General features: G+C 57.3%; 16 protein-coding genes and 4 pseudogenes. 18 read left to right on the plus strand and 2 right to left on the minus strand.

Going from position 1 to position 24475, the window contains the following annotated elements:
- Positions 1-4 precede the first annotated feature (4 nt).
- The 6 genes and pseudogenes from ABU178_RS04535 (at position 5) to imm45 (ending at position 11302) form a co-directional block, all read left to right on the plus strand.
- Complete coding sequence (locus tag ABU178_RS04535; protein ID WP_397212396.1) at positions 5-8515, plus strand: hemagglutinin repeat-containing protein; 8511 nt, start codon at positions 5-7, stop codon at positions 8513-8515.
- The gene (locus ABU178_RS04540; protein WP_397212398.1) at positions 8512-8808 is read left to right on the plus strand and encodes a hypothetical protein; all 297 of its coding nucleotides are present in this window, start codon (positions 8512-8514) and stop codon (positions 8806-8808) included. The genes ABU178_RS04535 and ABU178_RS04540 overlap by 4 nt, the downstream gene beginning before the upstream one ends.
- Before the next feature lie 96 nt (positions 8809-8904).
- Positions 8905-9975 (plus strand): annotated as a pseudogene (locus tag ABU178_RS04545) (VENN motif pre-toxin domain-containing protein); the annotation flags it as partial.
- A complete protein-coding gene (locus ABU178_RS04550; protein WP_397212400.1) occupies positions 9972-10214 on the plus strand; it encodes a hypothetical protein in 243 nt (80 codons plus the stop codon). The pseudogene ABU178_RS04545 and the gene ABU178_RS04550, both read left to right, overlap by 4 nt.
- Positions 10201-10982: pseudogene (locus ABU178_RS04555) on the plus strand (colicin E3/pyocin S6 family cytotoxin); the annotation flags it as partial. The gene ABU178_RS04550 and the pseudogene ABU178_RS04555, both read left to right, overlap by 14 nt.
- Positions 10982-11302: an Imm45 family immunity protein gene (gene imm45 / locus ABU178_RS04560; protein WP_397212402.1), complete on the plus strand. Its 321-nt coding sequence runs from the start codon at positions 10982-10984 to the stop codon at positions 11300-11302. The pseudogene ABU178_RS04555 and the gene imm45, both read left to right, overlap by 1 nt.
- A 45-nt stretch (positions 11303-11347) precedes the next feature.
- Here the strand turns inward: imm45 and ABU178_RS04565 are convergent, their stop codons facing one another.
- The gene (locus ABU178_RS04565; protein ID WP_397212404.1) at positions 11348-11557 is read right to left on the minus strand and encodes a SymE family type I addiction module toxin; all 210 of its coding nucleotides are present in this window, start codon (positions 11555-11557) and stop codon (positions 11348-11350) included.
- A gap of 87 nt (positions 11558-11644) precedes the next feature.
- Between ABU178_RS04565 and ABU178_RS04570 the strand changes: the two are divergent.
- The 11 genes and pseudogenes from ABU178_RS04570 to fhuB form a co-directional block, all read left to right on the plus strand.
- Positions 11645-12274 (plus strand): annotated as a pseudogene (locus ABU178_RS04570) (tyrosine-type recombinase/integrase); the annotation flags it as partial.
- Between the two features lie 31 nt (positions 12275-12305).
- On the plus strand, positions 12306-12581 hold the full coding sequence (locus tag ABU178_RS04575) for a type II toxin-antitoxin system ParD family antitoxin (protein WP_397212530.1): 276 nt from the start codon (positions 12306-12308) through the stop codon (positions 12579-12581).
- A complete protein-coding gene (locus ABU178_RS04580; protein ID WP_397212406.1) occupies positions 12578-12886 on the plus strand; it encodes a type II toxin-antitoxin system RelE/ParE family toxin in 309 nt (102 codons plus the stop codon). Before ABU178_RS04575 ends, ABU178_RS04580 begins: the two co-directional genes overlap by 4 nt.
- Positions 12887-13520: 634 nt before the next feature.
- Positions 13521-13694 (plus strand): annotated as a pseudogene (locus ABU178_RS04585) (tyrosine-type recombinase/integrase); the annotation flags it as partial.
- Positions 13695-13744: 50 nt separating this feature from the next.
- A complete protein-coding gene (locus ABU178_RS04590) occupies positions 13745-14023 on the plus strand; it encodes a CopG family ribbon-helix-helix protein (RefSeq protein WP_397212408.1) in 279 nt (92 codons plus the stop codon).
- Positions 14020-14319 carry a type II toxin-antitoxin system RelE/ParE family toxin gene (locus tag ABU178_RS04595; protein ID WP_397212410.1) on the plus strand — a complete coding sequence of 100 codons (300 nt, stop codon included), beginning with the start codon at positions 14020-14022 and terminating at the stop codon, positions 14317-14319. The genes ABU178_RS04590 and ABU178_RS04595 overlap by 4 nt, the downstream gene beginning before the upstream one ends.
- A 434-nt stretch (positions 14320-14753) precedes the next feature.
- Positions 14754-15317, plus strand: a complete 564-nt coding sequence (locus ABU178_RS04600) for an Ail/Lom family outer membrane beta-barrel protein (protein ID WP_397212531.1) — start codon at positions 14754-14756, stop codon at positions 15315-15317.
- 340 nt (positions 15318-15657) lie between these two features.
- Positions 15658-17865, plus strand: a complete 2208-nt coding sequence (fhuA, locus tag ABU178_RS04605) for a ferrichrome porin FhuA (protein WP_397212412.1) — start codon at positions 15658-15660, stop codon at positions 17863-17865.
- A gap of 42 nt (positions 17866-17907) precedes the next feature.
- Entirely contained in the window at positions 17908-18702 is a 795-nt protein-coding gene (fhuC, locus tag ABU178_RS04610; protein WP_397212414.1) for a Fe3+-hydroxamate ABC transporter ATP-binding protein FhuC, read from the plus strand.
- A 10-nt stretch (positions 18703-18712) separates the two neighbouring features.
- Entirely contained in the window at positions 18713-19591 is an 879-nt protein-coding gene (gene fhuD, locus ABU178_RS04615; protein ID WP_397212416.1) for a Fe(3+)-hydroxamate ABC transporter substrate-binding protein FhuD, read from the plus strand.
- Positions 19588-21570, plus strand: coding sequence for a Fe(3+)-hydroxamate ABC transporter permease FhuB (gene fhuB, locus ABU178_RS04620; RefSeq protein WP_397212418.1), 1983 nt, complete (start codon positions 19588-19590; stop codon positions 21568-21570). The genes fhuD and fhuB overlap by 4 nt, the downstream gene beginning before the upstream one ends.
- 36 nt (positions 21571-21606) lie before the next feature.
- Here the strand turns inward: fhuB and hemL are convergent, their stop codons facing one another.
- Complete coding sequence (gene hemL / locus ABU178_RS04625) at positions 21607-22887, minus strand: glutamate-1-semialdehyde 2,1-aminomutase (RefSeq protein WP_397212420.1); 1281 nt, start codon at positions 22885-22887, stop codon at positions 21607-21609.
- 168 nt (positions 22888-23055) lie between these two features.
- Here hemL and clcA point away from each other — a divergent pair, with 168 nt between their 5' ends.
- Positions 23056-24474 carry a H(+)/Cl(-) exchange transporter ClcA gene (gene clcA / locus ABU178_RS04630; protein ID WP_397212422.1) on the plus strand — a complete coding sequence of 473 codons (1419 nt, stop codon included), beginning with the start codon at positions 23056-23058 and terminating at the stop codon, positions 24472-24474.
- Position 24475: the final 1 nt, after the last annotated feature.

Raw genomic sequence — 24475 nt, forward strand, 5'->3', positions numbered from 1 at the left:
TGCCATGAATAAACATCTCTATCGAATCGTGTTTAACCAGGCCCGCAACATGCTGATGGTGGTGGCGGAAATCGCCCGCAGCGCACGTCCCGGCGATCGTCGTGCGCCAGGGTTGGGCCACACGTTGAGCCAGCGCCTCATTAAGCTCAGCGCGCTGAGCTTTGGTCTGCTGCTGGCGCTGGGGGCGGTGCAGCCAGCGGCGGCGGGAGTAGCGGCGGATCGCAACGCGCCGGGCAACCAGCAGCCCACCATCATCAACAGCGCCAACGGCACGCCGCAGATCAATATCCAGACGGCAGGCAAAGGCGGCGTTTCGCGTAACCTCTACAGCCGGTTCGACGTCGATCAAAAAGGCGTGATCCTGAATAACTCCCGCGTCAACGCGCAGACCCAGCTTGGCGGCATGATTACCGCCAACCCCTGGCTGGCGAAGGGAGAAGCCAGCGTCATTCTCAACGAAGTAAACGCGCGCGATCCAAGCAAGCTTAACGGCTTTATTGAGGTAGCCGGAAAATCGGCGCAGGTAGTCATCGCTAACCCGTCAGGCATCACCTGCGACGGCTGCGGTTTTATCAACGCCAACCGCACAACCCTGACTACCGGCAACGTACAGCTAAATAACGGCCTGGTTACCGGCTATGACGTTGCGCGCGGCGAGATCGTTATTCAGGGAATGGGTATGGACAGCAGCCGCCAGGATCATACGGATCTGATTGCCCGTTCGGTAAAAGTAAACGCCGGGCTGTGGGCTAGGGATCTCAAGATCACTACCGGCGTTAACCATGTCGATGGTGCTCATCAGCAGATTTCCGCGAAAAACGCGGATGGCGCACCTCCCGCCTTTGCGCTGGATGTGGCGCAGCTTGGCGGCATGTATGCCGGTAAAATTCGCCTGACCGGCACGGAGCAAGGGGTCGGGGTGCGTAACGCGGGCGCGATTGGCGCTTCCGCCGGGGATGTAGTGGTGAATGCCGACGGCAGCCTTACCAACAGCGGCACGCTTGACGCCGCGCAACATTTACAGCTAAGCGCGCAGGGCAAGCTGGATAATCAGGGACGGCTTTACGCCTCCGGCAACACTCAGCTCAAGCTGGGCGATACGCTCACCAATACGGGCATTATCGCTGCCGCTCAGCATACCGTTATCAATGCCGCCGCTGTAACCAGCCAGAGCAACAGCGTACTGGCCGCCGGAATAAACAGCGACGGCACGGCTGGCGCGTCCGGCGCCCTGACGGTGACCAGTCAGGGAGCGCTTAATGCGCACGGGCAAAATCTGGCGGCCTCTTCCATGACGCTGCATGGCGCTGCCGTCGATCTGAGCGGCAGCCAAAGCCAGGCGCAGGAAATAGCCATCACGACCAGCCGTGGGGATATCAGCACCGCGTCAGGCAATCTCTCCGCCGGGCGGCTAACGCTTTCCACTTCCGCTCTGTTGAATAACAACAGCGGTAAAATCGCCGCTGATAAGCTGGCGCTGACTGCCGCGCGTCTCTCTAATCAGAAAGGGGTGATCCAGCAGCTGGGCACCGGGGATTTAACCCTGAACCACAGCGGCGGCATCAATAACCGCGAAGGTATTCTCGCCAGCAACGGTAACAACCTGACGCTTATCACCGGTGAGTTGGATAACCAGCAGGGGGAGCTGATCCACGCCGGTAGCGGCATGATGTCGCTTACCCTCGATCGCCAGCTGAACAATCAACAGGGCAACATCGCCGCTAACGGTTCTATCGATCTGCATGCCGACAGCCTGAATAACGCACAGGGCAGCCTGCTCGCGGCGCAAAACGGTTCCCTGACGCTCGATATCAACCAGGATCTGAATAATGAGCAGGGGCAAATTGGCGCATCTCAGAATTTGGTTCTGAGATCCGATAACCTGAATAATCAGCAAGGATTCATTGCCGCGCTGCGTGAGCTTTCATTAAAAAGCCACGGATTAGATAATGAGGGTGGGTTACTGCAATCGGGAAGCGCTATGTCGCTTGATCTGCAGGGCGGTAGCCTGAGCAATCGCTTCAGCGGCGGCATTCTCAGCCAGGGAAGTCTCTGGCTCTCCGCCGGAGAGGTTAATAACGAGCAGGGCGTGATGATGGCTGGCGAAAATGCCTGGCTCTCCACGCTGGCGCTGCATAACCTGAACGGCACGCTGGCCAGCGAAAAAGCCGTCACGCTCTCGACCCAACAGCTGAATAATCAGCATGGCCGCATTCAGGCTGGAACGGCGCTGGAGATTGATACGCAAAGCCACACGCTGGATAACCGTTCCGGCGAACTGAATGCGGGCGAAGCGATGAGCCTGAAAAGCGGTGCGTTGTTCAACCTCGACGGGCAGATACTCAGCCTTGGGGAACTGGCGCTGCACACCCAAGGGCAAGAGGTCGATAACCAGCAGGGATCCATTGCCGCCGCAGGCAATGCGCGTATCGATAGCGGCGCATGGAATAACCGCAGCGGGCAGCTTCAGGTTGTAGGCAATTTGATACTGAATGCGCTGAATGCCTTGCTGGAGAACAGCGCGGGGCTGATCCGCAGCGGCGCTCAGATGACGCTGAACGCAGGGCAGATCGTGAATGTCGCCACTAATACTGATAACAGCGGCATTGAAGCGCGGTCCGTCACCCTTAACAGCGACAGGATCGACAACAGCAACGGCATCGTGCGGACAACCGATCTGCTGGATATTACCAGCGGGCAAACGCTGAATAACAGGGATGGCCTGCTCTCTTCCGGCGCGACGCTGAACGTTAATGGCGCAGCGTCGCTGTCAGTAATCAACAGCGGCGGCACGCTGATCGCAGGCAAAAACCTTAACCTGACGGCATCCGAACTGAGCGGAGATGGCAGCCTGTTGTCGCAGGATGCGATGCAACTGCTGCTGCAACAGACCTTTTTCAATCAGGGCGAAGTGATTGCCAGCGGCGATCTGGATTTTTCCCTTTCCCAACAGGTGATCAATGAAAACCTGATAACCGCAGGCGGCGTGTTAACGCTTAACGCCACTGCGCTGGAAAACCGTCAGAGCGGGGAGATCGCCGCCGGGGAAAACCATCTGCTGATAGCCGGGGAGCTGACCAACTATGGCCTGCTGGATGGCGAGCTGACGCATATCGCTGCCGCTACGCTGAACAACATCGGCAGCGGGCGTATTTATGGCGATCGCATCGCGTTGCAGGCGGAGACGCTCAACAACCTCGCCGAAGCGGGCACGGCGGCAACCATTGCCGCCCGCGATCGTCTCGATATCGGGACATCGCTGCTGAACAATCGCGACCACGCATTGATTTACAGCGCTGGCGATCTGTTCGTCGGCGGCACGCTGGACGCCGGGGCACAGGCCAGCGGGCAGGCGAAAGTGTTAAACAATCACAGCGCCACGCTGGAATCCGCAGGTAACATGACGCTGAACATCAGCGAGATCAACAACATCAACGATAACCTGGTGCTGACAACCGCAGTGGTTGAGGAATCAACGCATCACGAAGCCGCATTGAAAGGGGCAACAACGCGCTACGACTGGGATGAGGTGGACATTAGCTACAAGGACAAAGATGGCGTTCACTATGCGCTTATGCCGGATGGCACGCGAGACAGAAAATTTTATGAATATGAGTACCAGCGCACCATAACCGAAACGCAGGTCAGCGAAAGCGATCCCGGCCAGATCATCGCTGGCGGCAACCTTAGCGTCAACAGCGATCGGGTCAACAACCATGACAGCCGCATTCTGGCTGGCGGCACGCTGGGCGGCGCAATCGGTGAGTTAAATAACGTCGCCACCCTGGGCGAGCGCATCATTACTGATGTGGGTCGGCAAACCTACTGGTACGACAAAAAATCGAGCAATGATTGGGGCGGCACAGACACGTCCCAGGGCAAAAAAAAGAGTAGCTATGACCCTGAGGCGATCATTCAACGCATCGATCCGGGCGCCATGCAGTGGCAGGGCAATACTCGGGTAGAGGGCAGCGGCACGAGCATTGCCGGACGCGACACCACGGGCGTGGAGATGTCGATTATTCACGCTGGCAACATTAGCGCCGATCTGGCGCAGCGGCCCGTCACGCCTCCCGCTGGTCACGTGGTTGAGATTGCCTTGCCGCCCGCCATGCAGGATAACTCTGGCGCAGTTTCTATTATCCGCATTACCGCGCCGGATACCCGCCTGCCGGATAACAGTCTTTACCGGGTCAACCCCGCCGCAAACCTGCCTTATCTGATTGAAACCGATGCGCGCTTTACCGGCCAGCGCCAATGGCTCAGCAGCGACTACATGATGAGCCAGTTTCAACAGAACGGGGATAATGTGCTTAAGCGTCTCGGCGACGGCTACTATGAGCAGAAGTTGATCCGTGACCAGATCGTCAGGCTGACGGGGCTACGCTATCTTGAAGGCTACAGCAACGATGAAGATCAATATAAAGCGTTAATGGAAGCGGGCGTGGACTTCGCCCAACGTTATAACCTGACGCCCGGCGTTGCCCTGACGCCAGCGCAGATGGCGATGTTAACCAGCGATATGGTATGGCTGGTGAAACAGGAGATTACCCTGGCTGACGGCTCAGTGCAGAGCGTGCTGGTGCCGCAGGTGTATGCGCGGGTCAGAGAGGGCGATCTGGATGGCAGCGGCGCGCTGCTGGCCGGGAACAATGTCTCGCTCGATATCAAAAACGACCTGACCAACAGCGGACATATCAACGGACGTGAGGTGACCCTTCTCAGCGCAGAAAACCTGCATAACAGCGGCTTTATCGGCGGCAACCAGCTCAGCCTCGCCGCCCGCGCCGACATCAATAATATCGGCGGCATATTGCAGGGAACCGGCAGCCTGTTTGCTCAGGCCGGAAGGGATATCAACAGCATCAGTACCCTTGGTGAAAACAATCGTTACCTCGATCGCCCGGCAGGCATTTACGTACAAAACGATAACGGCACGCTGGCGCTTCAGGCGCTGAACAATATCAACCTGACCGCCACGCAGATCAGCAACGCCGGTTCCGGCAGCCAGACGCAAATCCTCGCCGGGCACGATCTTAACCTTAATACGCTCACCACCACCTCCGGCGAATATGCCCGCTGGGGCAAAAGCGCCGATCGCAGCCTGACGCAGCAGACCGATATCGGCTCGCAGATCACCGTCGGCGGCGCGCTGGATTTGCAGGCGGGGCACGATCTGAACGCCCGCGCCGCTCAGGTGAGCGCGCAGGAGAGCCTCAGCGCGGCGGCCGGTAACGATCTGAACATTCTGAGCGGCAGCGCGTCTTATCATCTGGTCGAGAACAGCAGGCAGAGCAGCGGCGGATTGCTGTCGGGCAAGTCGCTGAAAACCCATGATGACGTTTACAGCCAGAGCGTGCTGGGCAGTAACTTCAGCGCCGACAGCTTGACATTAGTGGCCGGACGGGACCTGACGATAAGCGGCAGTCAGGCGGCCGCAACCGGCAACGTCACGCTGGCGGCGGGCAATAACCTGAACATCACCGATGCCAGCGCCCGGCACGAAGAGACGCACCTGCGCGAGGAGAAAAAAAGCGGCTTTTCCGGCACCGGCGGGGTGGGCGTCAGCTACGGCAGACAGAGCGTCAAAACCACCGACGATGCCGCCTCCCTGAGCAGCGTCGGCAGCCTGGTGGGCAGCACGCAGGGCAACGTGCAGCTCAGCGCCGGTAACGCCCTGACGATAAAAGGCTCCGACGTGCTGGCGGGCAAAAATCTCAGCCTGACCGGGAAAGAGGTGAGCATTCAGGCGGCGGAGCATCAGAGCCGACAGACCCATATCGTTGAGCAAAAACAGAGTGGGCTGACGCTGGCGCTTTCCGGCACGGTGGGCAGCGCGGTGAACACGGCGGTTTCCGGCGTGAATGCCGCCAGCCAGGCAAACAGCGGTCGTCTGGCGGCGCTTGAAGGGATGAAGGCGGCGCTGGATGGCGTCCGGGCGTATCAGGGCGCGGAGCGGGCGGCGCTGGAGGGCAGTACCGATACCCTGTTCGGGGTAAATCTCTCGCTGGGCAGCTCCTCGTCGCGCTCGGAGCAGACCACCACCCGGACGGAGAGCCAGGGAAGTCAGCTGACCGCCGGGAATAACCTGAGCATTGTCGCCACCGGCAGCGATATTAACGTGCAGGGCAGCGGGTTGCAGGCCGGGAAAGATATCAGCCTGAACGCGGCGCGGGATGTGAACCTGGTCTCCGCGCAGAACAGCCAGCGGCTGGAAGGCAAAATCGAAAGCCACGGCAGCAGCGTGGGCGTGGGAGTAAATTTTGGCGGCGGCAGCAATGGCCTTAGTCTCTCCGCCAGCGTTAACCAGAGCAAAGGCCGCGAGCAGGGCAACGGCGTCACGCACACGGAGACCACTGTGGATGCGGGCAGCCGGGTCAGTATCGTCAGCGGTCGCGACACCACGCTGACCGGAGCGCAAGTCAGCGGTGAGTCGGTGAAGGCGGACGTGGGGCGCAACCTGACCCTGACCTCAGAGCAGGACAGTGACCGCTATGAGATGAAACAGCAGAGCGTGAGCGGCAGTGTCAGCGTGCCGGTCGGCGGCGCGGGCGGCTCGGTGAGCCTGAATGCCAGCCGCGACCGGATGCACAGCGACTATGCGTCCGTGCAGGAGCAGACCGGTATCTTTGCCGGAAAAGGCGGTTTTGACATCAGGGTAGGTGAGCACACGCAGCTTGACGGTGCGGTTATTGGTTCGACGGCAACGGCAGACAGGAACCGGCTGGATACCGGCACGCTGGGCTTCAGCGACATTGAGAACCGGGCAGATTATCAGGTGGAACATCAGGGCGCGGGGATCAGCTCCGGCGGCAGCATCGGCGGGCAGTTCGCGGGCAATCTGGCGAACGGGCTGCTGGTGGGGGCGAACAACGAAGGGCACGACAATTCGGTCACTCACGCGGCGGTCAGCGATGGCGCGATAATCATCCGCGACCGCGACAGCCAGCAGCAGGATGTGGCGGCACTGAGCCGGGACGCGGAGCATGCGAACCAGACGCTGTCGCCGATATTCGACAAGGAGCGTGAGCAGAACCGGCTGGCGGAAGCGCAGCTTATCGGGGAAATCGGGGCGCAGGCGGCGGATATTGCCCGCACGCAGGGGGATATCAGCGGGCTGGAGGCGGCGAAAGAGAAATATCCCGGCATGAGTGCCGACGAGCTGAGACAGACCGATACCTACAAAGCGGAGATGGCGAAATTCGGCACCGGGTCGGCGCTTCAGCAGGGAATCCAGGCGGCCACGGCGGCGGTGCAGGGGCTGGCGGGAGGCAATCTGGCGCAGGCCGTGAGCGGCGCGGCGGCGCCGTATCTGGCGGAGCAGATACACAAACTGACGGAAGGCAACCCGGAGGCGCAGGCGATGGCCCACGCGGTGGTGGGCGCGGTCACCTCTTATGCATCGGGCAACAGCGCACTGGCAGGCGCGACGGGTGCGGTCAGCGGCGAACTGATGGCGCAGCTGGTTGCGGAGCAGCTGTATCCGGGCAGAAAGGTCAGCGAACTGACGGAGACGGAAAAGCAGACCGTGAGTGCGCTGGGTACGCTGGCGGCGGGTCTGGCAGGCGGTCTTGCGGGAGACAGTACGGCAGCGGTAATATCAGGCGCGCAGGGCGGGAGAAATGCGGTTGAGAATAATTTCCTCAGCGTCAGTGAGAAAACTGAACTGGAACTGGCGAAGCAAAAACTCCAGAACAGTAAAGACCCGGCAGTACGTGAGCAGGCACAGCAGACCATTAATGATCTGCGTGAAAAGGACATCAGCCGTGACCAGAAGGTCATCGAAGCATGTGGGAACGGAAAGGCAGGAAGTGCGGGGTGTGCTTCAGCACGGCTTGATGCGATAGCGGCTAAAGTAGAATACGAGAACACCGGCAACTACAACTCGAAAGCCAGCCAGCAGTATGCGGATGCTTATGGCCAGATAGTAAACCTACTGAACATCACCAGCGTTGATGCGCAGAATCAGCAGCAGGTGAAAGATGCACTGACGCAATACGCGATGGATGTGCTTGGAGTGGATCGCCAGACTGCTCAGGGTTATGTAGAAACCAAGCAAGGAATGGATATTATTGTTGCTTCAGTGACGCCTATATTAGGTAGTGCTGCGGCAAGTAAACTGGGAAATATAAGTATAGAAGCTAATACAAAAGCATCATTACTTAAAGAAATGACATCTCAAGGAATAAAATACACTCCTGAAAATATTGTACAGGTTGCTAAAAATGCGGATGGCAAAATTGTCTTCCTTGAAACTGGTAATAGTAAGGCCGGATTGCAACACATCATTGGAGAACACGCAAAAGACTTTGCTAATATAGGTGTATCTGAAGCACAAATACCTGGCGTGGTAATGAAAGCCGTTTCAGAAGGGAAAATTGTTGGATATCAAGGAAAAGGAACAGGACGTCCAATATATGAAACAGTTATAAATGGTGAAGTTCATCGCCTCGCAATTACTGTATCTAGCAATGGTTTTATGGTAGGTGCTAATCCTGCCGGGAGAGTGAAATGAAAATGATAAAATTAATGGCGGATTATTACTCATTTCCACTATGGGAAAATTCTCCTGGAGAAGTCGGTAATATTGATCCGGAAAGCTTACCTCTTTCTGAGGAATTAAAGGAACGACTTGATAGTTGGTCAGAAAAATATGACTCAATATTAAATGATGAAGACCCAGCAGCATCAGGCTTTGAGACAAAAGAAGATGAATTAAATTTTATTAGAGAAGGTAGCGAATTAGCTAAATCTCTTCAGCTAGAATTAGGCGACACTTATCAAATTACATATTACTCTGATTATTAAATGAACTAAATCCCGGCCGCCAAGCCGGGAGCGCATCCGGAAATGAGTGCGGATGAACTGAGGCTGACGCCGGAATACAGAGGCGAGATGGCGAAGTTCGGTACCGGCTCGGCGCTGCAGCAGAGGATACAGGCGGCGACGGCGGCGGTGCAGGGGCTGGCGGGCGGGAATCTGGGCCAGGCGCTGGCAGGTGGCGCAGCGCCGTACCTGGCGGAGGTCATTCACAGGATGACCACCGACCCGGTGACGGGCAAAGTGAACACCGAAGCGAACCTGATGGCCCACGCGGTGCTGGGCGCCGTCACCGCAGCGGCTGGCGGCAACGGCGCGCTGGCGGGCGCATCAGCGGCGGCAATGGGGGAATATATCGCACAGCAGATGTACCCGGGGGTGAAGAGGGAGAACCTGACGGAGGCGCAGAAGCAGACCATCAGCGCGCTGGGGACGCTGGCGGCGGGACTGGCAGGCGAGCTTGTGGGAGACAGTACGGCAGCGGTAATATCAGGCGCGCAGGGCGGGAGAAATGCGGTTGAGAATAATCTCCTTGGAGGAAATGAAGAATCACAGGCTGCATGGATACGCCAGCACGGAATAAATATGGCGAGCTGTTCTGATAATCCTGGCGGGAGCGCATGCCAGAAAGCAAAAAATGAACGTGATGCAGCAGGACTGGCACTGGCAACGGGTAGCGTCACTTTGTTACCAGGTAGCGTTCAGGCAATGTGGGGACTCGGAGCGAGTGCGAATGCCGGTATCAATTATCTAATGGATGGTACGATAGATCCGGCAAATTCAGCGATTGCGGGCTGGGTGAACGTTATCAGTATGGGAAATAGCCTGGCGGGTACAGTCGGCTGGAATGCCGCAGGTGGTGCGGTTGGTAACTGGATAGATGGAAAAGATCCAACATTTGGTGCGATTATGAATGGTGGCTCATCAGCAATAGGATATGGGACTGGAAAAATCATCCAGAGGCCACTGGAGAAAGTAATTAATCCTAACTGGAAAAACTGGGAATGGACTGATATAGGTGTGGGAGTTAGTAAGCCTTTACCTCTAAATCCAGCTCCAGGAATTGCTGGGAATATAGGTTCTTCAATCGGATCAGAAGGATCAGGGGTTATTCTTCAGGAACAGATCAGAAACCAACAGGAGAGGATGAAATGAAAAAATATCTTCTTCTACGTTTTGTAATGACTTTTTCCATATGTTTTTTTGCCATATTTTTTATGGCAGCAGTGATATTTTTTATCATGAGAATTTTTGCTTTTTATTGGATTGGTGGTGATTTTCTATTTTCTTATGCTGATATTGTGAGGGCTTTAAAAATAGGTGGGTATTGCTCTTTGTTATGTAGTGCAGGAGGTTGGGTTTTATGCTGGCTCAATAAGAAAATTAATAGTTGAGAATAACTCGCTGTCCGGTGACCAGGCGCGTGCAGCAGTGAAAGAGGCTGCCGACTCGCTGAAAAACCAGGTCAGGAACAAGCTGGGGAACGGCACCACATCGTCCATCGCCAACGGTATCATTAATGCCCTTGCTGATACCGGTGATGCAGCATTAGGCGGGGCAGATTACGCTGCCGATGCGGCAATGGCGCTGGCGGCCTGTGCGGCGGGTGACAGTGACTGTGGAACCGCCCTGAATGACCTGTCAGGCAAGAATCAGGCGGTGGCAGACAGCGTCAGGGCGCTGATGAGCAGCGACACCTGGTCTGCGGTTGCCGACACCATCAAACAGGCGTCTGAAGGCGATCAGTTTGCGCTGGAAGCCACAGGCGGGATGCTGGCGGGAATTATACTGCCCGGTAAGAAAGTGCCGGGTGTGGTTAAAGCCGTTGATCCGACTATCAAGATCGCTACTGGTATACTGTTGGCGAGTTCGAAAATAAATTATTCAATCTTCCTCCTGGTGAGCGTGTTGCTCTTATTAAAGAAACAGCGCCTTCTGTAGCTTCATCCTACGGAATGGTCAAAGATAATAAATTAACCAGAATGAATAACCGTGATGTTTATCGTGGCAAGGATGGCAATTTATATGCCCTTGATACTCAACATGGACGTTTTGAAGTTGTTTCACCAAATGGAAAACATTTAGGAGAGGTCGATTTTTCGATGCAAAGTATGCCACGGAGTATCGATAAATCAGGAAAACATGATTTAAAGGTGAAGTAATGGAAATGACAAAGCTGATTGACTACAAAGAGATTTTTATCAGTCGAGGCATGATCTTTAGATTGCCTGCCTGCTGGCCTTATGAAGAAGTTGTTGATTTTATGGTTGTTGACTTTGCTGAAACCCACGGTCTGGTTGTCTCATCTGGTTATAAAGCAGGTCTTATCTTGATTAAATTGCCTCAAGAAAGTCATTTAAAAGAAATGAGAGCTTTAAGTACAGAATGGATTATTGATAATTGGACAAAATGGATATATCCCGAATGCGATGTTAATGACGTTTATTTACTAGATGGTTATATAGCGACAGAACTGAATTGACCTACGATCCCGGCCATCGAGCCGGGATCTTTTTTTACCTGCTGTTCAATCCCTAGCCAGCCGGATTACCAGCTCACCCTGTTCGCAAATCACCTCAACCCTTCTGCCCGTCTCAAATCCCAGCGCCTCCATCCAGTGGCCCTTAAGGACAATGGACGGCGACGGCCGGAACTTCCTCGCATCCCGAATGTAACCTACCGTATATCTGTGGGTTGTGGATGTGGGGCACTCTGGCTTAGTATCTGCGTCAGCCATAAATCAACTCCTTGTCAGTTGGTTGTGGTCAGCGGGCTGGGGTGTTCGAGCACCTCAGTTCCGCGTCTGTTAACTACTCTGTTTTACCAATCACGTCTGCCGCGCACGATACTGAGCGTGGAACAGGTGGAAGACATCGTGAGCCTGTGCGACCTGAGCACGCTTCAGGGCGTGCGTGACCGGACACTGCTGGAGCTGCTGTGGTCAACGGGTATCCGGCGCGGTGAAGCAGCCATGCTTGAGATATACAGCCCGGACTTCGTGCGAAAGATACTGACCGTCATGCAGGGGAAGGGGAAGCAGGACAGGGTTATCCCGGTGGGCGAGCGGGCGCTGTGGTGGCTGCAACGCTATATCAGCCACGTCAGGCCGGAGATACTGGCCGCACCGGACTGTCAGGCGCTGTTCCTGGCGATGGACGGCGTGGCGGGGCTGACCGCAAACGGCATCACAAACGCGGTGGTGCCGTACCTGAGAGCGGCAGGGATAAACAAAGGAAGCTGCCACCTGTTCCGCCATGCGATGGCCACACAGATGCTGGAGAACGGCGCAGACCTCAGATGGATACAGGCGATGCTGGGGCACCGCAGCGTGGAGAGCACGCAAATCTACACGCAGGTGAGTATCCGGGCGTTGCAGGCGGTACATGCCTCAACCCATCCGGCGGAGCAGCGGGAGAGTGAGCATGACAACACCGGTAATGATGAGTATGATTAAATCCTACTCTCAACAAACAGAGGTATCGCTGATGAGAACCACACAGCAAATGAGTATCACGCTGCCCAATGAAATGGCGGCACAGGTGAAAGCCCGAGTAGCCAGTGGTGAGTATGCGTCAGAAAGTGAAGTTATCCGCGAAGGAATAAGGGCACTGGCCGCACGTGACCGCGCTGTAGAAAACTGGTTACGTGAGCAGGTGGTGCCTGCTTATGAAGCGCTGAAAGCTAATCCGGAAAGCGGCATCAGCGGTAAGCAACTCAGGGATAAACTGGCCAAAGCACATCAGGAAAGCAATAAAGGATGAGGGAATACCCGGTTATCTTCGCCCCGGAAGCCGAAGAACAACTGCTTGCGTTGTATCATTACATCCGTGAAGCAGCCAGTGCAGCAACAGCGCAGACGTATACTGAAGGCATCATCGGCTACTGCGAAAGCCTGGGTCTGTTCCCGGAAAGAGGTAACCAGCGTGATGATCTGCTCACAGGACTGCGTGTGACAAACTGGCGTAAGCGGACGGTCATCGCCTTCGTGCTGGAAGATGAGCAGGTTAAAATCCTGGGTATCTGGTATGGCGGTCAACAATATGAAGCCGGGTTCGCTGAAGAGTGAAGCGTTGCCAGGCAGCCCGCAGAGTTAGCGGAGTCCTCTGTAAACGGCGTTGTCCGTGCACGGCAGTACGCGCTATCCGTGGCGCTTCCTGCCTTCATGGTGTTCCGTGCCGCGCGGGGTAAATGGCCGCGCAGCGGCATCCCCCGCCAGCCACCTGTAAAACCCGCGTGGCCGCCGCCCGGCCATTCACCATAATGTGGGAAATTATACGCACTCCCGCCGTTCCGCGGTGAAGCCCGGTTGCGCCGCGTCCTGCGGCGGTTATGGGTATAATTTACATTATGGCGCGCGCCCCGCGTCGGGTTGTGGGTGCGGCCGCCATCCCTGGCGGCCCCGGCTGCGGTGCCGTCTGTAAGAACTCACCTCAGCTTCATCATCGTCTTCAGCAAACAACAAAAAGGGCTGTCGGCCTGACGGCCTCCGCTTAAAGGGCTCTATGCCCGCCCGCTGCGTCTGGCTGCACGGGGTCGCACGCCGCTTCGCTCTGTTGCTCCTTCCCCGTTCGCCAGCTTCCGCCCCCGCCCTGGCCTGTTACGGTCATGCAAAAGCAACCCCCGGTCAGGCAGGCGTGCCACAGGCGGGCTTCGCCAGCCCGCACCCGGCAGGCCCTTCGTCGGTCACAGTAAACTGTGACCTCCTGAACGGCGCAGACCTGCGCTGGATACAGGCGATGCTGGGGCACCGCAGCGTGGAGAGCACCCAGATATACACGCAGGTGAGTATCCGGGCGTTGCAGGCCGTGCATGCGTCAACCCATCCGGCGGAGCAGCGGGAGGAAAAGCACCCGGACAAAATGGAGAAAAAGTAATGATAAGGTATATACTTTGTCAGTACTCAGGCAGAAACGAGGAAATAATCATGCCGAAAGAAGCGGTGTTCACTATGAAACTGGAAAGCGCCCTGCGTGAGAGCTTTATCGCAGCGGCAAAAGCCAGCCACAGGCCAGCCTCTCAGGTAATGCGCGAACTAATGCGGGAGTATATCCAGCGCCAGGAGGACAGCCAGGCTTACGATGAATATGTTGCACAAAAAGTAGAGCGGGGTCGTCAGTCCATCCGTTCAGGTGCCGGAATGGATAATGAAGATGTCAAAAAGCTCTTCGCGGAACGTCGGGCAAAGCTGGCAGGTAAAATGTGAAAGGACGCTGGACAGATGAAGCACTACTGGATCGTCTTGCCATCTGGGAATATCTGGCAGAAAGAAATCCGACAGCGGCTGTTGAGCTGGATGAAAGGTTCGACACGTCAGCAGAGAGGCTGGCAAAACATCCGCGACTGGGTGTCGCCGGTCAGATAGCTGGCACCTGTGAACTGATACCACATGAACATTACCGGCTGGTATACGAACTGGATGAAGTGAGAGAAATCGTGTGGATAGTGGCGCTGATCCACACGGCACGTTGCTGGCCGCCGGTATCGCCTGGCAGCCCGTAAACCCTCTGTGAGCCGGGTTGTTCATGCACGGCACTGCGCGCCATCCGTGGCGCTTCCTGCCTTTATCCGCGCCAGTGCCGCGCGGGGTTAATGGCCGCGCAGCGGCACGGGCAAGCTACAATATATTATTCTACGAGGGTCATTTCCCGGCCATTAACCAGTCTCTGAAGGATAAATAAAGAATTCGAGACGTGTCTTATTATTGCCAGGCTGAGCTTGTTCATAATATAAACCATTCACTATTTACTTCAATCCTTGTTGGATATAATTCATTAGTAATTGAAATTAATGTCATTTGATGAGTCCAAAATTGCTGGCATGATACAGACATAAAGGTACTTTACAATATCTGTTATGCCGTACTTATGCTCAGGCAGGAAAGCCCTGCATAGAATTACAGGGAATTATTTTCTATTAAAAGGGAATAATAAATGATGAAAGTGAAAATTACCGCAGCAGCGTTATTCTGTGCGAACATGTTAACCAGCACCAGCCTGTTAGCTGATAACTATACAATGTCCATTGGTTATGCACAGAGCAAGGTTGAACATTTTAAAAATATTCGAGGGGTTAATCTTCAGTATCGCTATGAGTGGGATTCCCCACTCAGCGTTATCGGCTCGTTCAGCTATATGAGTGGCGACGAAAGTTATTCATACCGTAACTTCGATTTCGGTGAAATTGGCGGTTTTGATTATAAAACGGATCTGAAATATTACTCTCTTTTGGCTGGCCCTGCTTATCGCATCAATGATTATATCAGTCTTTATGCGCTTGCCGGTATAGCTCATACTCGAGTAAAAGATAAAGTAACTTATCTTTCGCACTATTCAGAAGATTTTAACAACAGTAAAACCTCTTTTGCTTACGGTACGGGGGTAGTTATTAATCCGACAAACGCTTTTTCCGTTAATGTCGGATATGAAGGCACCCGCGTAAAATATAACGATAATCTGGCAATAAATGGTTTTAACGTAGGTATTGGCTACCGCTTCTGATGTTATTTGATATAAAGCCCGGCCATTTAACCGGGCTTTATACTGTCGTTGAGAATAACGCGCTGTCGGGGAGCAAAGCCCGCGAAAGTGTCAAGCGGATCGCCGGGCAGATGACAGACCTGGTGCCGGAAACGTCGGGTGACGGCATACCATCGTCAATAGCGTTAACCATCCTGGCTTTTCGTCAATCTCGAAAACCAGCCAATCCCGCTCTGAACCCCACCCGGCAAGGGATTAAGCCTTGCAGAATTTGCTCAGTTTCGCATATTATCCAACCGTTATAATAATCATTCTCGTTTCCATTCTCTTGCTTGAATCCTTTACTTTTAGAGAACCTATTATGAATGCGCGAGTCACCTCTCCTTGTTACACCCGAAACCTGTCTGCCCGACGTCCGCTTTCGCTGATGATCGCTTTAGCCCTGAGTGGCATAAGCGCCAGCGCCTTTGCCGCAGAAACCATGGTCGTCTCGGCTGACAGCGCTACCGGCGCAGAGCAGGAGAGTGCCTGGGGACCGTCACCCACCATCGCGGCGAAAAAGAGCGCCACCGGTACTAAAACCGACACGCCTATTGAAAAGAATCCGCAGTCGGTCTCTGTCGTCACGGCGGAAGAAATGGAGATGCATAACGTCAGCAGCGTGAAGGAAGCCTTCGACTATTCACCTGGCGTATTTGCCGGTAACCGTGGCAGCTCGCAGGTAATTGATGCGCTCTCAATTCGTGGCTTCAGCGAAACCAACACCAACCAGTATCTCGATGGGCTGAAGCTGCAGGGTGACAACTACTCAGAATTCGCCATCGATCCTTATTTCCTTGAGCGCGCCGAACTGCTGCGCGGTCCGGTGTCGGTGCTGTATGGCAAAAGCAATCCGGGCGGTATTGTATCGCTGGTAAGCAAGCGTCCGGTACAGGAAACGCTGCGTGAAGTACAGTTCGAAATGGGCAGCGACAATCGGTTCTCTACCGGTTTCGATTTTGGCGGGGCGCTGGATGATGATGGCGTCTACAGCTATCGCCTGACCGGCCTGGCGCGCAGCCAGGATGCGCAGCAGGAGATGAACAAAGAGAAGCGATATACCATCGCGCCTTCCTTTAGCTGGCGGCCCGATGAGAATACCCGTTTCGACCTGCTGACTTATCTCCAGAACGAGCCGGAGACCGGCTATTACGGCTGGCTGCCGCGTCAGGGCACGGTGGTGCCGATGGTGGGTGCGAATGGTCAGCAATATAAGCTGCCGACCAACTTCGACGAAGGCGAGGACAGCAATAAAATCTCGCGCAATACCAAAATGGTCGGCTACAACTTTGAGCACAGCTTTAACGACACCTGGACGGTGCGTCAGAACCTGCGCTATGCCGATCTGCGTACCGATTACCGCAGCATTTACGGTAATGGATTCAATCCGCAGACGCTGGAGATCACGCGCGGCGCCGCTTTCTCAAATGAAAAGCTGAATCAGTTCGCGATAGATAATCAGGTACAGGCGAAATTCGCTACAGGTCAGGTTGACCATACGTTGCTGATGGGCGTCGATTTTCAGCGCACCCGTAACGACATTGATGGCCAGTTCGGCACCGCTTCGAATCTCAGCGCCGTCAATCCCCAATATGGCGATGACAGCTATACCCCCTTTGCCGATCCTTATCAGCATCTGAACAAGCAGCGCCAGACCGGCCTCTATGCCCAGGATCAGCTGGAGTGGAACCGCTGGGTGCTGACGCTGGGCGGGCGTTACGATTATGCGATGACCTCCACTTACGATCGCGTCACCAATTCGCTGGATAAGCAGAACGATCAGGCCTTTACCTGGCGCGGCGGCGTTAACTACGTCTTTGATAACGGCATCGCGCCTTATTTCAGCTACAGCGAGTCCTTTATTCCTACCTCTGGTTCAACGTGGGAAGGCCAGACCTTCGATCCGTCGCGTGCCAAACAGTACGAAGCGGGCGTGAAGTTTGTCCCGAAAGATCGTCCGATCGTGGTTACCGCTGCGGTCTATCAGCTGACCAAAACCAAAAACCTCACTGCCGATCCGAATCCTGAACACGCCTTCGCCAGCATCCAGAGTGGTGAAATTCGTTCGCGCGGCGTGGAGCTGGAGGCGAAAGCGGCGCTGAACGCCAACATCAACGTCACCGCCTCCTATACCTATACCGACGCGGAATATACGCACGATACAGCGCTGAAAGGCAAAACGCCGGTGCAGGTGCCGAAGCAGATGGCTTCTCTGTGGGGGGATTACACCTTCCACGAAACCGCACTCTCGGGTGTGACGGTGGGAGCCGGAGTGCGCTATACAGGGCAAAGCAAAGGTCTCTACAGCAGCGGCGATAACATCAACCAAAACTTCGACGTTTCAGGTTACACCACCGTTGACGCGGCGCTGAAATACGATCTGGGCCGCTTCGGCCTGCCAGGCTCAACCATTGGCGTCAATGTTAACAACCTGTTCGACCGCGAATATGTTGCCAGCTGTTATCGTGAGTACGCCTGCTACTGGGGCGCTGAACGTCAGATCGTCGGTACTGCTACCTTCCGCTTCTGAGTCATTGACCGGGCGCTGCGGCGCCCGTTAACAGGGATTACCATGCAGCATCCGCAAGCCGAAGAAACCACCTTCACTCTGGACAACGCCAGCTTTGATGTTCCGGGCCGTACCCTTTTGCATCCGCTGTCGTTAACCTTCCCGCCCGGCAAGGTCACCGCGCTCATCGGCCATAACGGCTCCGGCAAATCGACGCTGCTGAAAATGCTGGGTCGACATCACGCCGCCAGCACAGGGCGCGTGCTGCTGAACGGGCAGCCGGTAGAGAGCTGGAACAGCAAAGCTTTTGCACGTCAGGTGGCTTATCTGCCGCAGCAACTGCCTGCGGCGGAAGGAATGACGGTACGGGAGCTGGTGGCGATTGGCCGCTATCCCTGGCACGGCGCGCTGGGCCGCTTCGGACAGGAGGATCGCGATCGCGTGGAGGAGGCGATTGGGCTGGTGGGGCTAAAGCCGTTTGCCGCACGTCTGGTGGACAGCCTCTCCGGCGGCGAACGGCAGCGCGCCTGGCTGGCGATGCTGGTGGCGCAGAACAGCCGCTGCCTGCTGCTCGATGAGCCGACGTCTGCACTGGATATCGCTCATCAGGTCGATGTGCTGGCGCTGATCCAGCGTCTCAGCCAGCAACGTGGGCTGACGGTGATTGCCGTGCTGCATGATATCAACACGGCGGCGCGCTATTGCGACCATCTGGTGGCGCTGCGTGGCGGCGAGATGATTGCCGAAGGCGGCCCTGACGCGATCATGCAGGCCGACGTGCTGGCCGACATTTATGGAATTCCGATGGGTATTCTGCCGCATCCGCAGGGCGGGGCGCCCGTCAGCTTTGTTTATTGAGGCCAGGGAAATGCCGGATCACTTTCGTCGCCGTCTGTTGACGGCGCTGGCGCTATCGCCGCTGCTTTCCGCCTTTCCGCTGCGCGCGGCGCTGCCGGACAATCAACGCATCATTGCGCTTGAATGGCTGCCGACCGAGCTGCTGATGGCGCTGGGCGTGATGCCAATGGGCGTAGCGGATGTTTACAACTACCGCGTCTGGGTAGGCGAACCTGCGCTTCCGACCAGCACGGTGGATGTCGGGCTGCGCACCGAACCGAATCTGGAGTTGATGATTCAGCTTCAACCCTCGTTAATCCTTTACTCCAACGGCTACGGTCCGTCGCCCGATAAGCTGACGCGCATCGCGCCGGCGATGGGCTTCGATCTTAACAGCGGCGACGGCAAACCGTTGAGCACCGCGCGTCGTTCACTGCATCAGCTGGGCGCGCATATCGGGCGGGAAGCGCAGGCGCAGCAGCATCTGGATTACCTCGATGAGTCGCTGGCGCAGACGCGTCAGCGACTGGCAAACAGGGCAAAGCGGCCCATCCTGCTGATGACGCTGATCGACAGCCGTCACGCCATTGTTTTTGGTAAGAGCAGCCTGTTTCTTGAAGTGATGGAGGCGCTGGGGCTGGAGAGCGCATGGCATGGCGAGACCAATTTCTGGGGCAGCGCGGTAATCGGCCTGGAACGGCTGGCAGCGATCAAAGATGTCGATGTGCTCTGTTTCGATCATAACAACCAGAGCGCAATCCGCCAGGTCACCGAGAGCGCCCTGTGGCAGGCGCTGCCGTTTGTGCGGGCCGGACGCTTTCAGCGCGTGCCCGCCGTCTGGTATTACGGCGCGACGCTCTCGGCGCTGCGCTTTTGTCGCGTGCTGGAACACGCTCTGGAGGCGCAATGAAGCGCAAACACCTTTTCTCCGTGCTGCTGCTCAGCGCGCTGTTTCTGCTGGCGCTGCTGCTGACCTTGATTAATTTGCAGCACGCGCTGCCGCCGGGGCAGTGGGCGCAGGCGCTGACCCGGCCAGATGTGAACAATATCGATCAGGTGGTTTTCCACTACAGCCTGCTGTCGCGCCTGGCGTTGGCGCTGCTGGTCGGTGCCGGATTAGGGCTGGCGGGCCTGCTGTTTCAACAGGTGCTGCGCAATCCGCTGGCGGAGCCGACCACGCTCGGCGTTTCATCCGGCGCACAGCTTGGATTGACGGTCGCCACCTTGTGGAACCTGCCGGGCGGCGCGCTGACGCAGCAGTTTGCGGCGATGGGCGGCGCGCTGCTGGTGGGTGCGCTGGTGTTCGGCGTCTCCTGGGGGAAACGGCTTTCGCCGGTCACGCTGATTCTGGCGGGGCTGGTGCTGAGTCTTTACAGCGGCGCGGTGAATCAGATCTTCGCCATCTTCAATCACGATCAGCTGCAAAACATGTTTCTCTGGAGCACCGGCGCGCTCAACCAGCTTGACTGGCAAAACGTGCAGCAGCTCTGGCCGCGCCTTCTGCTCGCTTTTGTACTGGCGCTGGCGCTGCTGCGCCCGCTGACGCTGATGGGGCTGGATGATGGCGTGGCGAAAAATCTTGGCCTGGCGCTGTCGCTGGCGCGGCTTGCGGGACTGCTGCTGGCGATTGTGCTCAGCGCGCAGCTGGTGAACGTGGCGGGCATTATCGGCTTTATTGGCCTGTTTGCGCCGCTGCTGGCGAGAATTCTGGGGGCGCGTCGTCTGCGCAGCCGGATGCTGCTGGCGCCGGTTATCGGTGCGCTGCTGCTCTGGCTGGCGGATACGTGCGTGATCTGGCTGACCAACCACTGGCGCGAGCTTTCTACCGGCACGGCGACAGCGCTGATCGGCGTGCCGATTCTGCTCTGGCTGCTGCCGCGCCTGCGTACCGGCTCGGTGCCGCCGCCGCTCGATCAGGGCGATAAGGTGCCGGCGGAACGTCATCGCGTGCTGCGCTGGGCGCTGCTGGGCCTCGGCATCCTGGCGTTGCTCTCCCTGTGCGCAATCGCCTTTGGCCGCGACGCTCACGGTTGGCGCTGGGCAACCGGCGAGCTGTGGCAGCAGCTGCTGCCCTGGCGTGGGCCGCGGCTGCTGGCGGCGCTGGTAGTGGGGATGATGCTGGGTGTGGCGGGCAGCGTAATCCAGCGGCTTACCGGCAATCCGATGGCCAGCCCGGAAGTGCTGGGCATCAGCTCGGGCGCGGCGTTTGGCGTGGTGATCATGCTGTTTTTCGTCCCCGGCGATGCGGTCGCCTGGCTGCTGCCCGCAGGCAGCCTCGGCGCGGCGATGACCTTGCTGATCATTATGCTGGTCGCCAGCCGTGGCGGCTTTTCGCCGGAGCGTATGCTGCTGGCGGGCATGGCGCTGAACAGCGCCTTCGTCACGCTGCTGATGCTTTTGATGGCCAGCGGCGATCCGCGTATGGCCGGACTGCTGACCTGGATCTCCGGCTCCACCTATAACGTCAGCGCTTCTCAGGCGCTGCACAGCGCAATCTGCGCCCTGATCCTGATCCCGCTTGCGCCACTCGCCAGCCGCTGGTTAACGCTGCTGCCGCTCGGCAGCGCCACCGCGCGTTCGGCGGGCATGTCGCTCACCGCGTCGCGTCTCTGCCTGTTGTTGCTCGCCGCCGCGCTCACCGCTGCGGCAACCCTGACCATCGGGCCGTTAAGCTTTATTGGCCTGATGGCACCGCATATAGCGCGCATGCTCGGCTTTCGCCGTGCGCTGCCGCAGATTTTGCTGGCTGGATTGCTGGGCGCGGGACTGATGACGTTTGCTGACTGGTGCGGACGTATGCTGGCGTTTCCGGATCAGATTCCGGCGGGGCTGATGGCGACCTTTTTCGGTGCGCCTTACTTTATTTATCTGCTGCGGCGCTCGCGCTAGCGGAGGGCGGACCGGCTGAACGCCGGTCCGCCAGGATTACAGCTTGGCGAAGCAGCGGCGCGCGGCATCCACGGTGCGTTGAATATCTTCCGCGCTGTGGGCCAGCGACATAAAGCCCGCTTCAAACGCCGACGGCGCCAGATACACGCCTTCTTCCAGCATCAGATGGAAGAAAGTTTTGAAGCGCGCCACATCGCATTTCGTCACGTCTGCATAGCAGGTGACCTGTTCGGCATCGGTAAAGAACAGGCCGAACATGCCGCCAACATGGTTGATCACCAGCGGAATATTCTCCGCCTGCGCCGCGGCGCGCAGGCCGTTAGCCAGCTGCGCGGTAAGGTCGCTCAGCGTCTCGTGGGTGCCCGGCTGGGCAATCTGCGTCAGGCAGGCGAAACCGGCGGCCATAGCGATCGGGTTGCCGGAGAGCGTGCCCGCCTGGTAGACCGGACCGGTCGGCGCCAGCGCTTCCATCACCTCGCGACGGCCGCCAAAGGCGCCCACCGGCATGCCGCCGCCGATGATTTTGCCGAGGCAGGTGAGATCGGGCGTCACGTTGTAATACGCCTGTGCGCCGCCGAGCGCCACGCGGAAGCCGGTCATCACTTCATCGATAATCAGTAGCGCGCCAAACTCATCGCACAGGGCGCGCAGGCCCGGCAAAAACGCTGGCTGCGGCGGAATGCAGTTCATGTTGCCCGCTACCGGCTCGACAATAATACAGGCGACTTCATGGGGATACTGCTCAAAGGCCGCGCGCACCGAATCGAGATCGTTATAGGTGCAGGTCAGGGTATGTTTGGCGAAATCGCCCGGCACGCCTGGCGAGTTGGGCTGGCCCAGCGTTAGCGCGCCGGAGCCCGCTTTCACCAGCAGGCAGTCGGCATGGCCGTGATAGCAGCCTTCAAACTTGATGATTTTATCGCGCCCGGTGAAGCCGCGCGCCAGGCGGATGGCGCTCATCGTCGCCTCGGTGCCGGAGTTCACCATGCGCACCATATCCATGCTCGGCACCAGCTCGCACACCAGCTCCGCCATTTTCACTTCCATTTCGGTCGGCGCGCCAAAGCTCAGACCGCGTGACGCCGCTTCAATCACCGCGTTGCGGATGGTGGCGTTGTTGTGGCCCAGCACCATCGGACCCCAGGAGCCGACGTAATCGATATAGGCTTTGCCGTCGGCATCATACAGGTAAGCGCCGTCGGCGCGCTCAATAAACAGCGGCACGCCGCCAACGCCGGTAAAAGCGCGTACCGGAGAGTTCACACCGCCGGGGATCAGGCGCTGCGCTTCGGCAAAAAGGTTTTCTGACTTACTCATGTTTCAGCTCCAGCTGTTCTCAGAAAATATCGAACCATTCTACGGGAACTTTCCGAGCGGATGAAAGGCGAGAAGAGCGATTGCAACAATTCGCCAGGTTTTTTAGCAACATGTGCGGGCCCGATCGGCGTATCATGCCTGTCCCGATTCATTTTCGCTGAAATTAAGATGAACGAAACTCCTCAATCTGCCGAGCAATTGCCGGTCGTGCCGATCCGGCGCGGCGATTTCCTCCGTCTGCTGTTACGTCGTGATAAAACGCCCGTCGCCATTCTGATTGTCGCGGGTATTGTGGGCACCCTTGCCGGCCTGGTGGGCGTGGCGTTTGAAAAAGCGGTGAGCTGGGTGCAGGCCGAACGCCTGAGTATGCTGGCCTATCCGCCGGGCTGGATCGCCTGGCCGCTGGCCTTTGTGCTCTCTGCGCTGCTGGCGGTGATCGGTTACTGGCTGGTAAGGCGCTTTGCGCCGGAAGCGGCCGGATCGGGCATTCCGGAAATTGAAGGGGCGCTGGAAGAGCTGCGCCCGGTGCGCTGGTGGCGCGTCATTCCGGTAAAATTTATCGGCGGTATGGGAACGCTGGGCGCGGGCATGGTGCTGGGGCGTGAAGGACCCACGGTGCAGCTGGGCGGCAATATCGGCCGCATGGTTCTCGATCTGTTTCGTATGCGCAGCACTGAAGCGCGCCACTCGTTGCTGGCGACCGGCGCAGCGGCAGGACTCTCAGCGGCCTTTAACGCGCCGCTGGCGGGGATTCTTTTTATCATTGAAGAGATGCGCCTGCAGTTTCGCTACAGCCTGATCTCCATTAAGGCGGTATTTATCGGCGTGATCATGTCGAGCATTGTGTTTCGCCTGTTTAACGGCGAGCATGCGGTGATCGAGGTGGGCAAGCTGACCATCGCGCCGGTCAATACTCTCTGGCTTTATTTGCTGTTGGGGATGCTGTTTGGCGCGGTAGGCGTCGCCTTTAACAGCCTGATCTTTAAAACCCAGGATTTATTTCAGAAACTGCATGGCGGCGTGATGAAAAAAGCGCTGCTAATCGGCGCATTGCTCGGCGGCCTGTGCGGCATACTGGGGATGATCGTGCCGGAAGCGGCAGGCGGCGGCTTTAATCTGATTCCGATCGCGGCGGCGGGCAACTACGGTCCGGGTATTCTGCTGTTTATCTTTGTCGCGCGCGTGGTGACCACGTTGCTCTGCTTTGGCTCCGGCGCGCCGGGCGGCATCTTTGCCCCGATGCTGGCGCTCGGTACGCTGCTCGGCACCGCCTTTGGCATGGTCAGCGCGGCGCTGTTTCCTGCTTACCACCTGGAGGCGGGCACCTTCGCCATCGCCGGGATGGGGGCGCTGTTCGCCGCCTCGGTGCGTGCGCCGCTGACCGGTATCGTGCTGGTGCTGGAGATGACCAATAACTATCAGCTGATTCTGGCGATGATCATCACCTGCCTGGGCGCAACGCTGATGGCGCAGTTTCTCGGCGGTAAGCCGCTATACTCTTCGTTACTGGCGCGTACGCTGGCGAAACAGCAACAACAACAGGATGCGCAGGCCAGCGGGGCACAGAGTGCAAAGCAGGGCGCTTGAT

It is taken from the genome of Pantoea osteomyelitidis (genome assembly GCF_044342975.1).
GTDB classification, from domain to species: Bacteria; Pseudomonadota; Gammaproteobacteria; order Enterobacterales; family Enterobacteriaceae; genus Pantoea; species Pantoea osteomyelitidis.

Coding starts and splice junctions, on each gene's coding strand:
- ABU178_RS04590 (WP_397212408.1), top strand. CDS start 13,745: ATGCCGAAAGAAGCGGTGTTCACTATGAAACTGGAAAGCGCCCTGCGT.
- hemL (WP_397212420.1), bottom strand. CDS start 22,887: ATGAGTAAGTCAGAAAACCTTTTTGCCGAAGCGCAGCGCCTGATCCCC.
- ABU178_RS04600 (WP_397212531.1), top strand. CDS start 14,754: ATGAAAGTGAAAATTACCGCAGCAGCGTTATTCTGTGCGAACATGTTA.
- fhuB (WP_397212418.1), top strand. CDS start 19,588: ATGAAGCGCAAACACCTTTTCTCCGTGCTGCTGCTCAGCGCGCTGTTT.
- ABU178_RS04550 (WP_397212400.1), top strand. CDS start 9,972: ATGAAAAAATATCTTCTTCTACGTTTTGTAATGACTTTTTCCATATGT.
- fhuC (WP_397212414.1), top strand. CDS start 17,908: ATGCAGCATCCGCAAGCCGAAGAAACCACCTTCACTCTGGACAACGCC.
- ABU178_RS04540 (WP_397212398.1), top strand. CDS start 8,512: ATGAAAATGATAAAATTAATGGCGGATTATTACTCATTTCCACTATGG.
- fhuD (WP_397212416.1), top strand. CDS start 18,713: ATGCCGGATCACTTTCGTCGCCGTCTGTTGACGGCGCTGGCGCTATCG.
- clcA (WP_397212422.1), top strand. CDS start 23,056: ATGAACGAAACTCCTCAATCTGCCGAGCAATTGCCGGTCGTGCCGATC.
- imm45 (WP_397212402.1), top strand. CDS start 10,982: ATGGAAATGACAAAGCTGATTGACTACAAAGAGATTTTTATCAGTCGA.
- ABU178_RS04565 (WP_397212404.1), bottom strand. CDS start 11,557: ATGGCTGACGCAGATACTAAGCCAGAGTGCCCCACATCCACAACCCAC.
- ABU178_RS04535 (WP_397212396.1), top strand. CDS start 5: ATGAATAAACATCTCTATCGAATCGTGTTTAACCAGGCCCGCAACATG.
- fhuA (WP_397212412.1), top strand. CDS start 15,658: ATGAATGCGCGAGTCACCTCTCCTTGTTACACCCGAAACCTGTCTGCC.
- ABU178_RS04580 (WP_397212406.1), top strand. CDS start 12,578: ATGAGGGAATACCCGGTTATCTTCGCCCCGGAAGCCGAAGAACAACTG.
- ABU178_RS04575 (WP_397212530.1), top strand. CDS start 12,306: ATGAGAACCACACAGCAAATGAGTATCACGCTGCCCAATGAAATGGCG.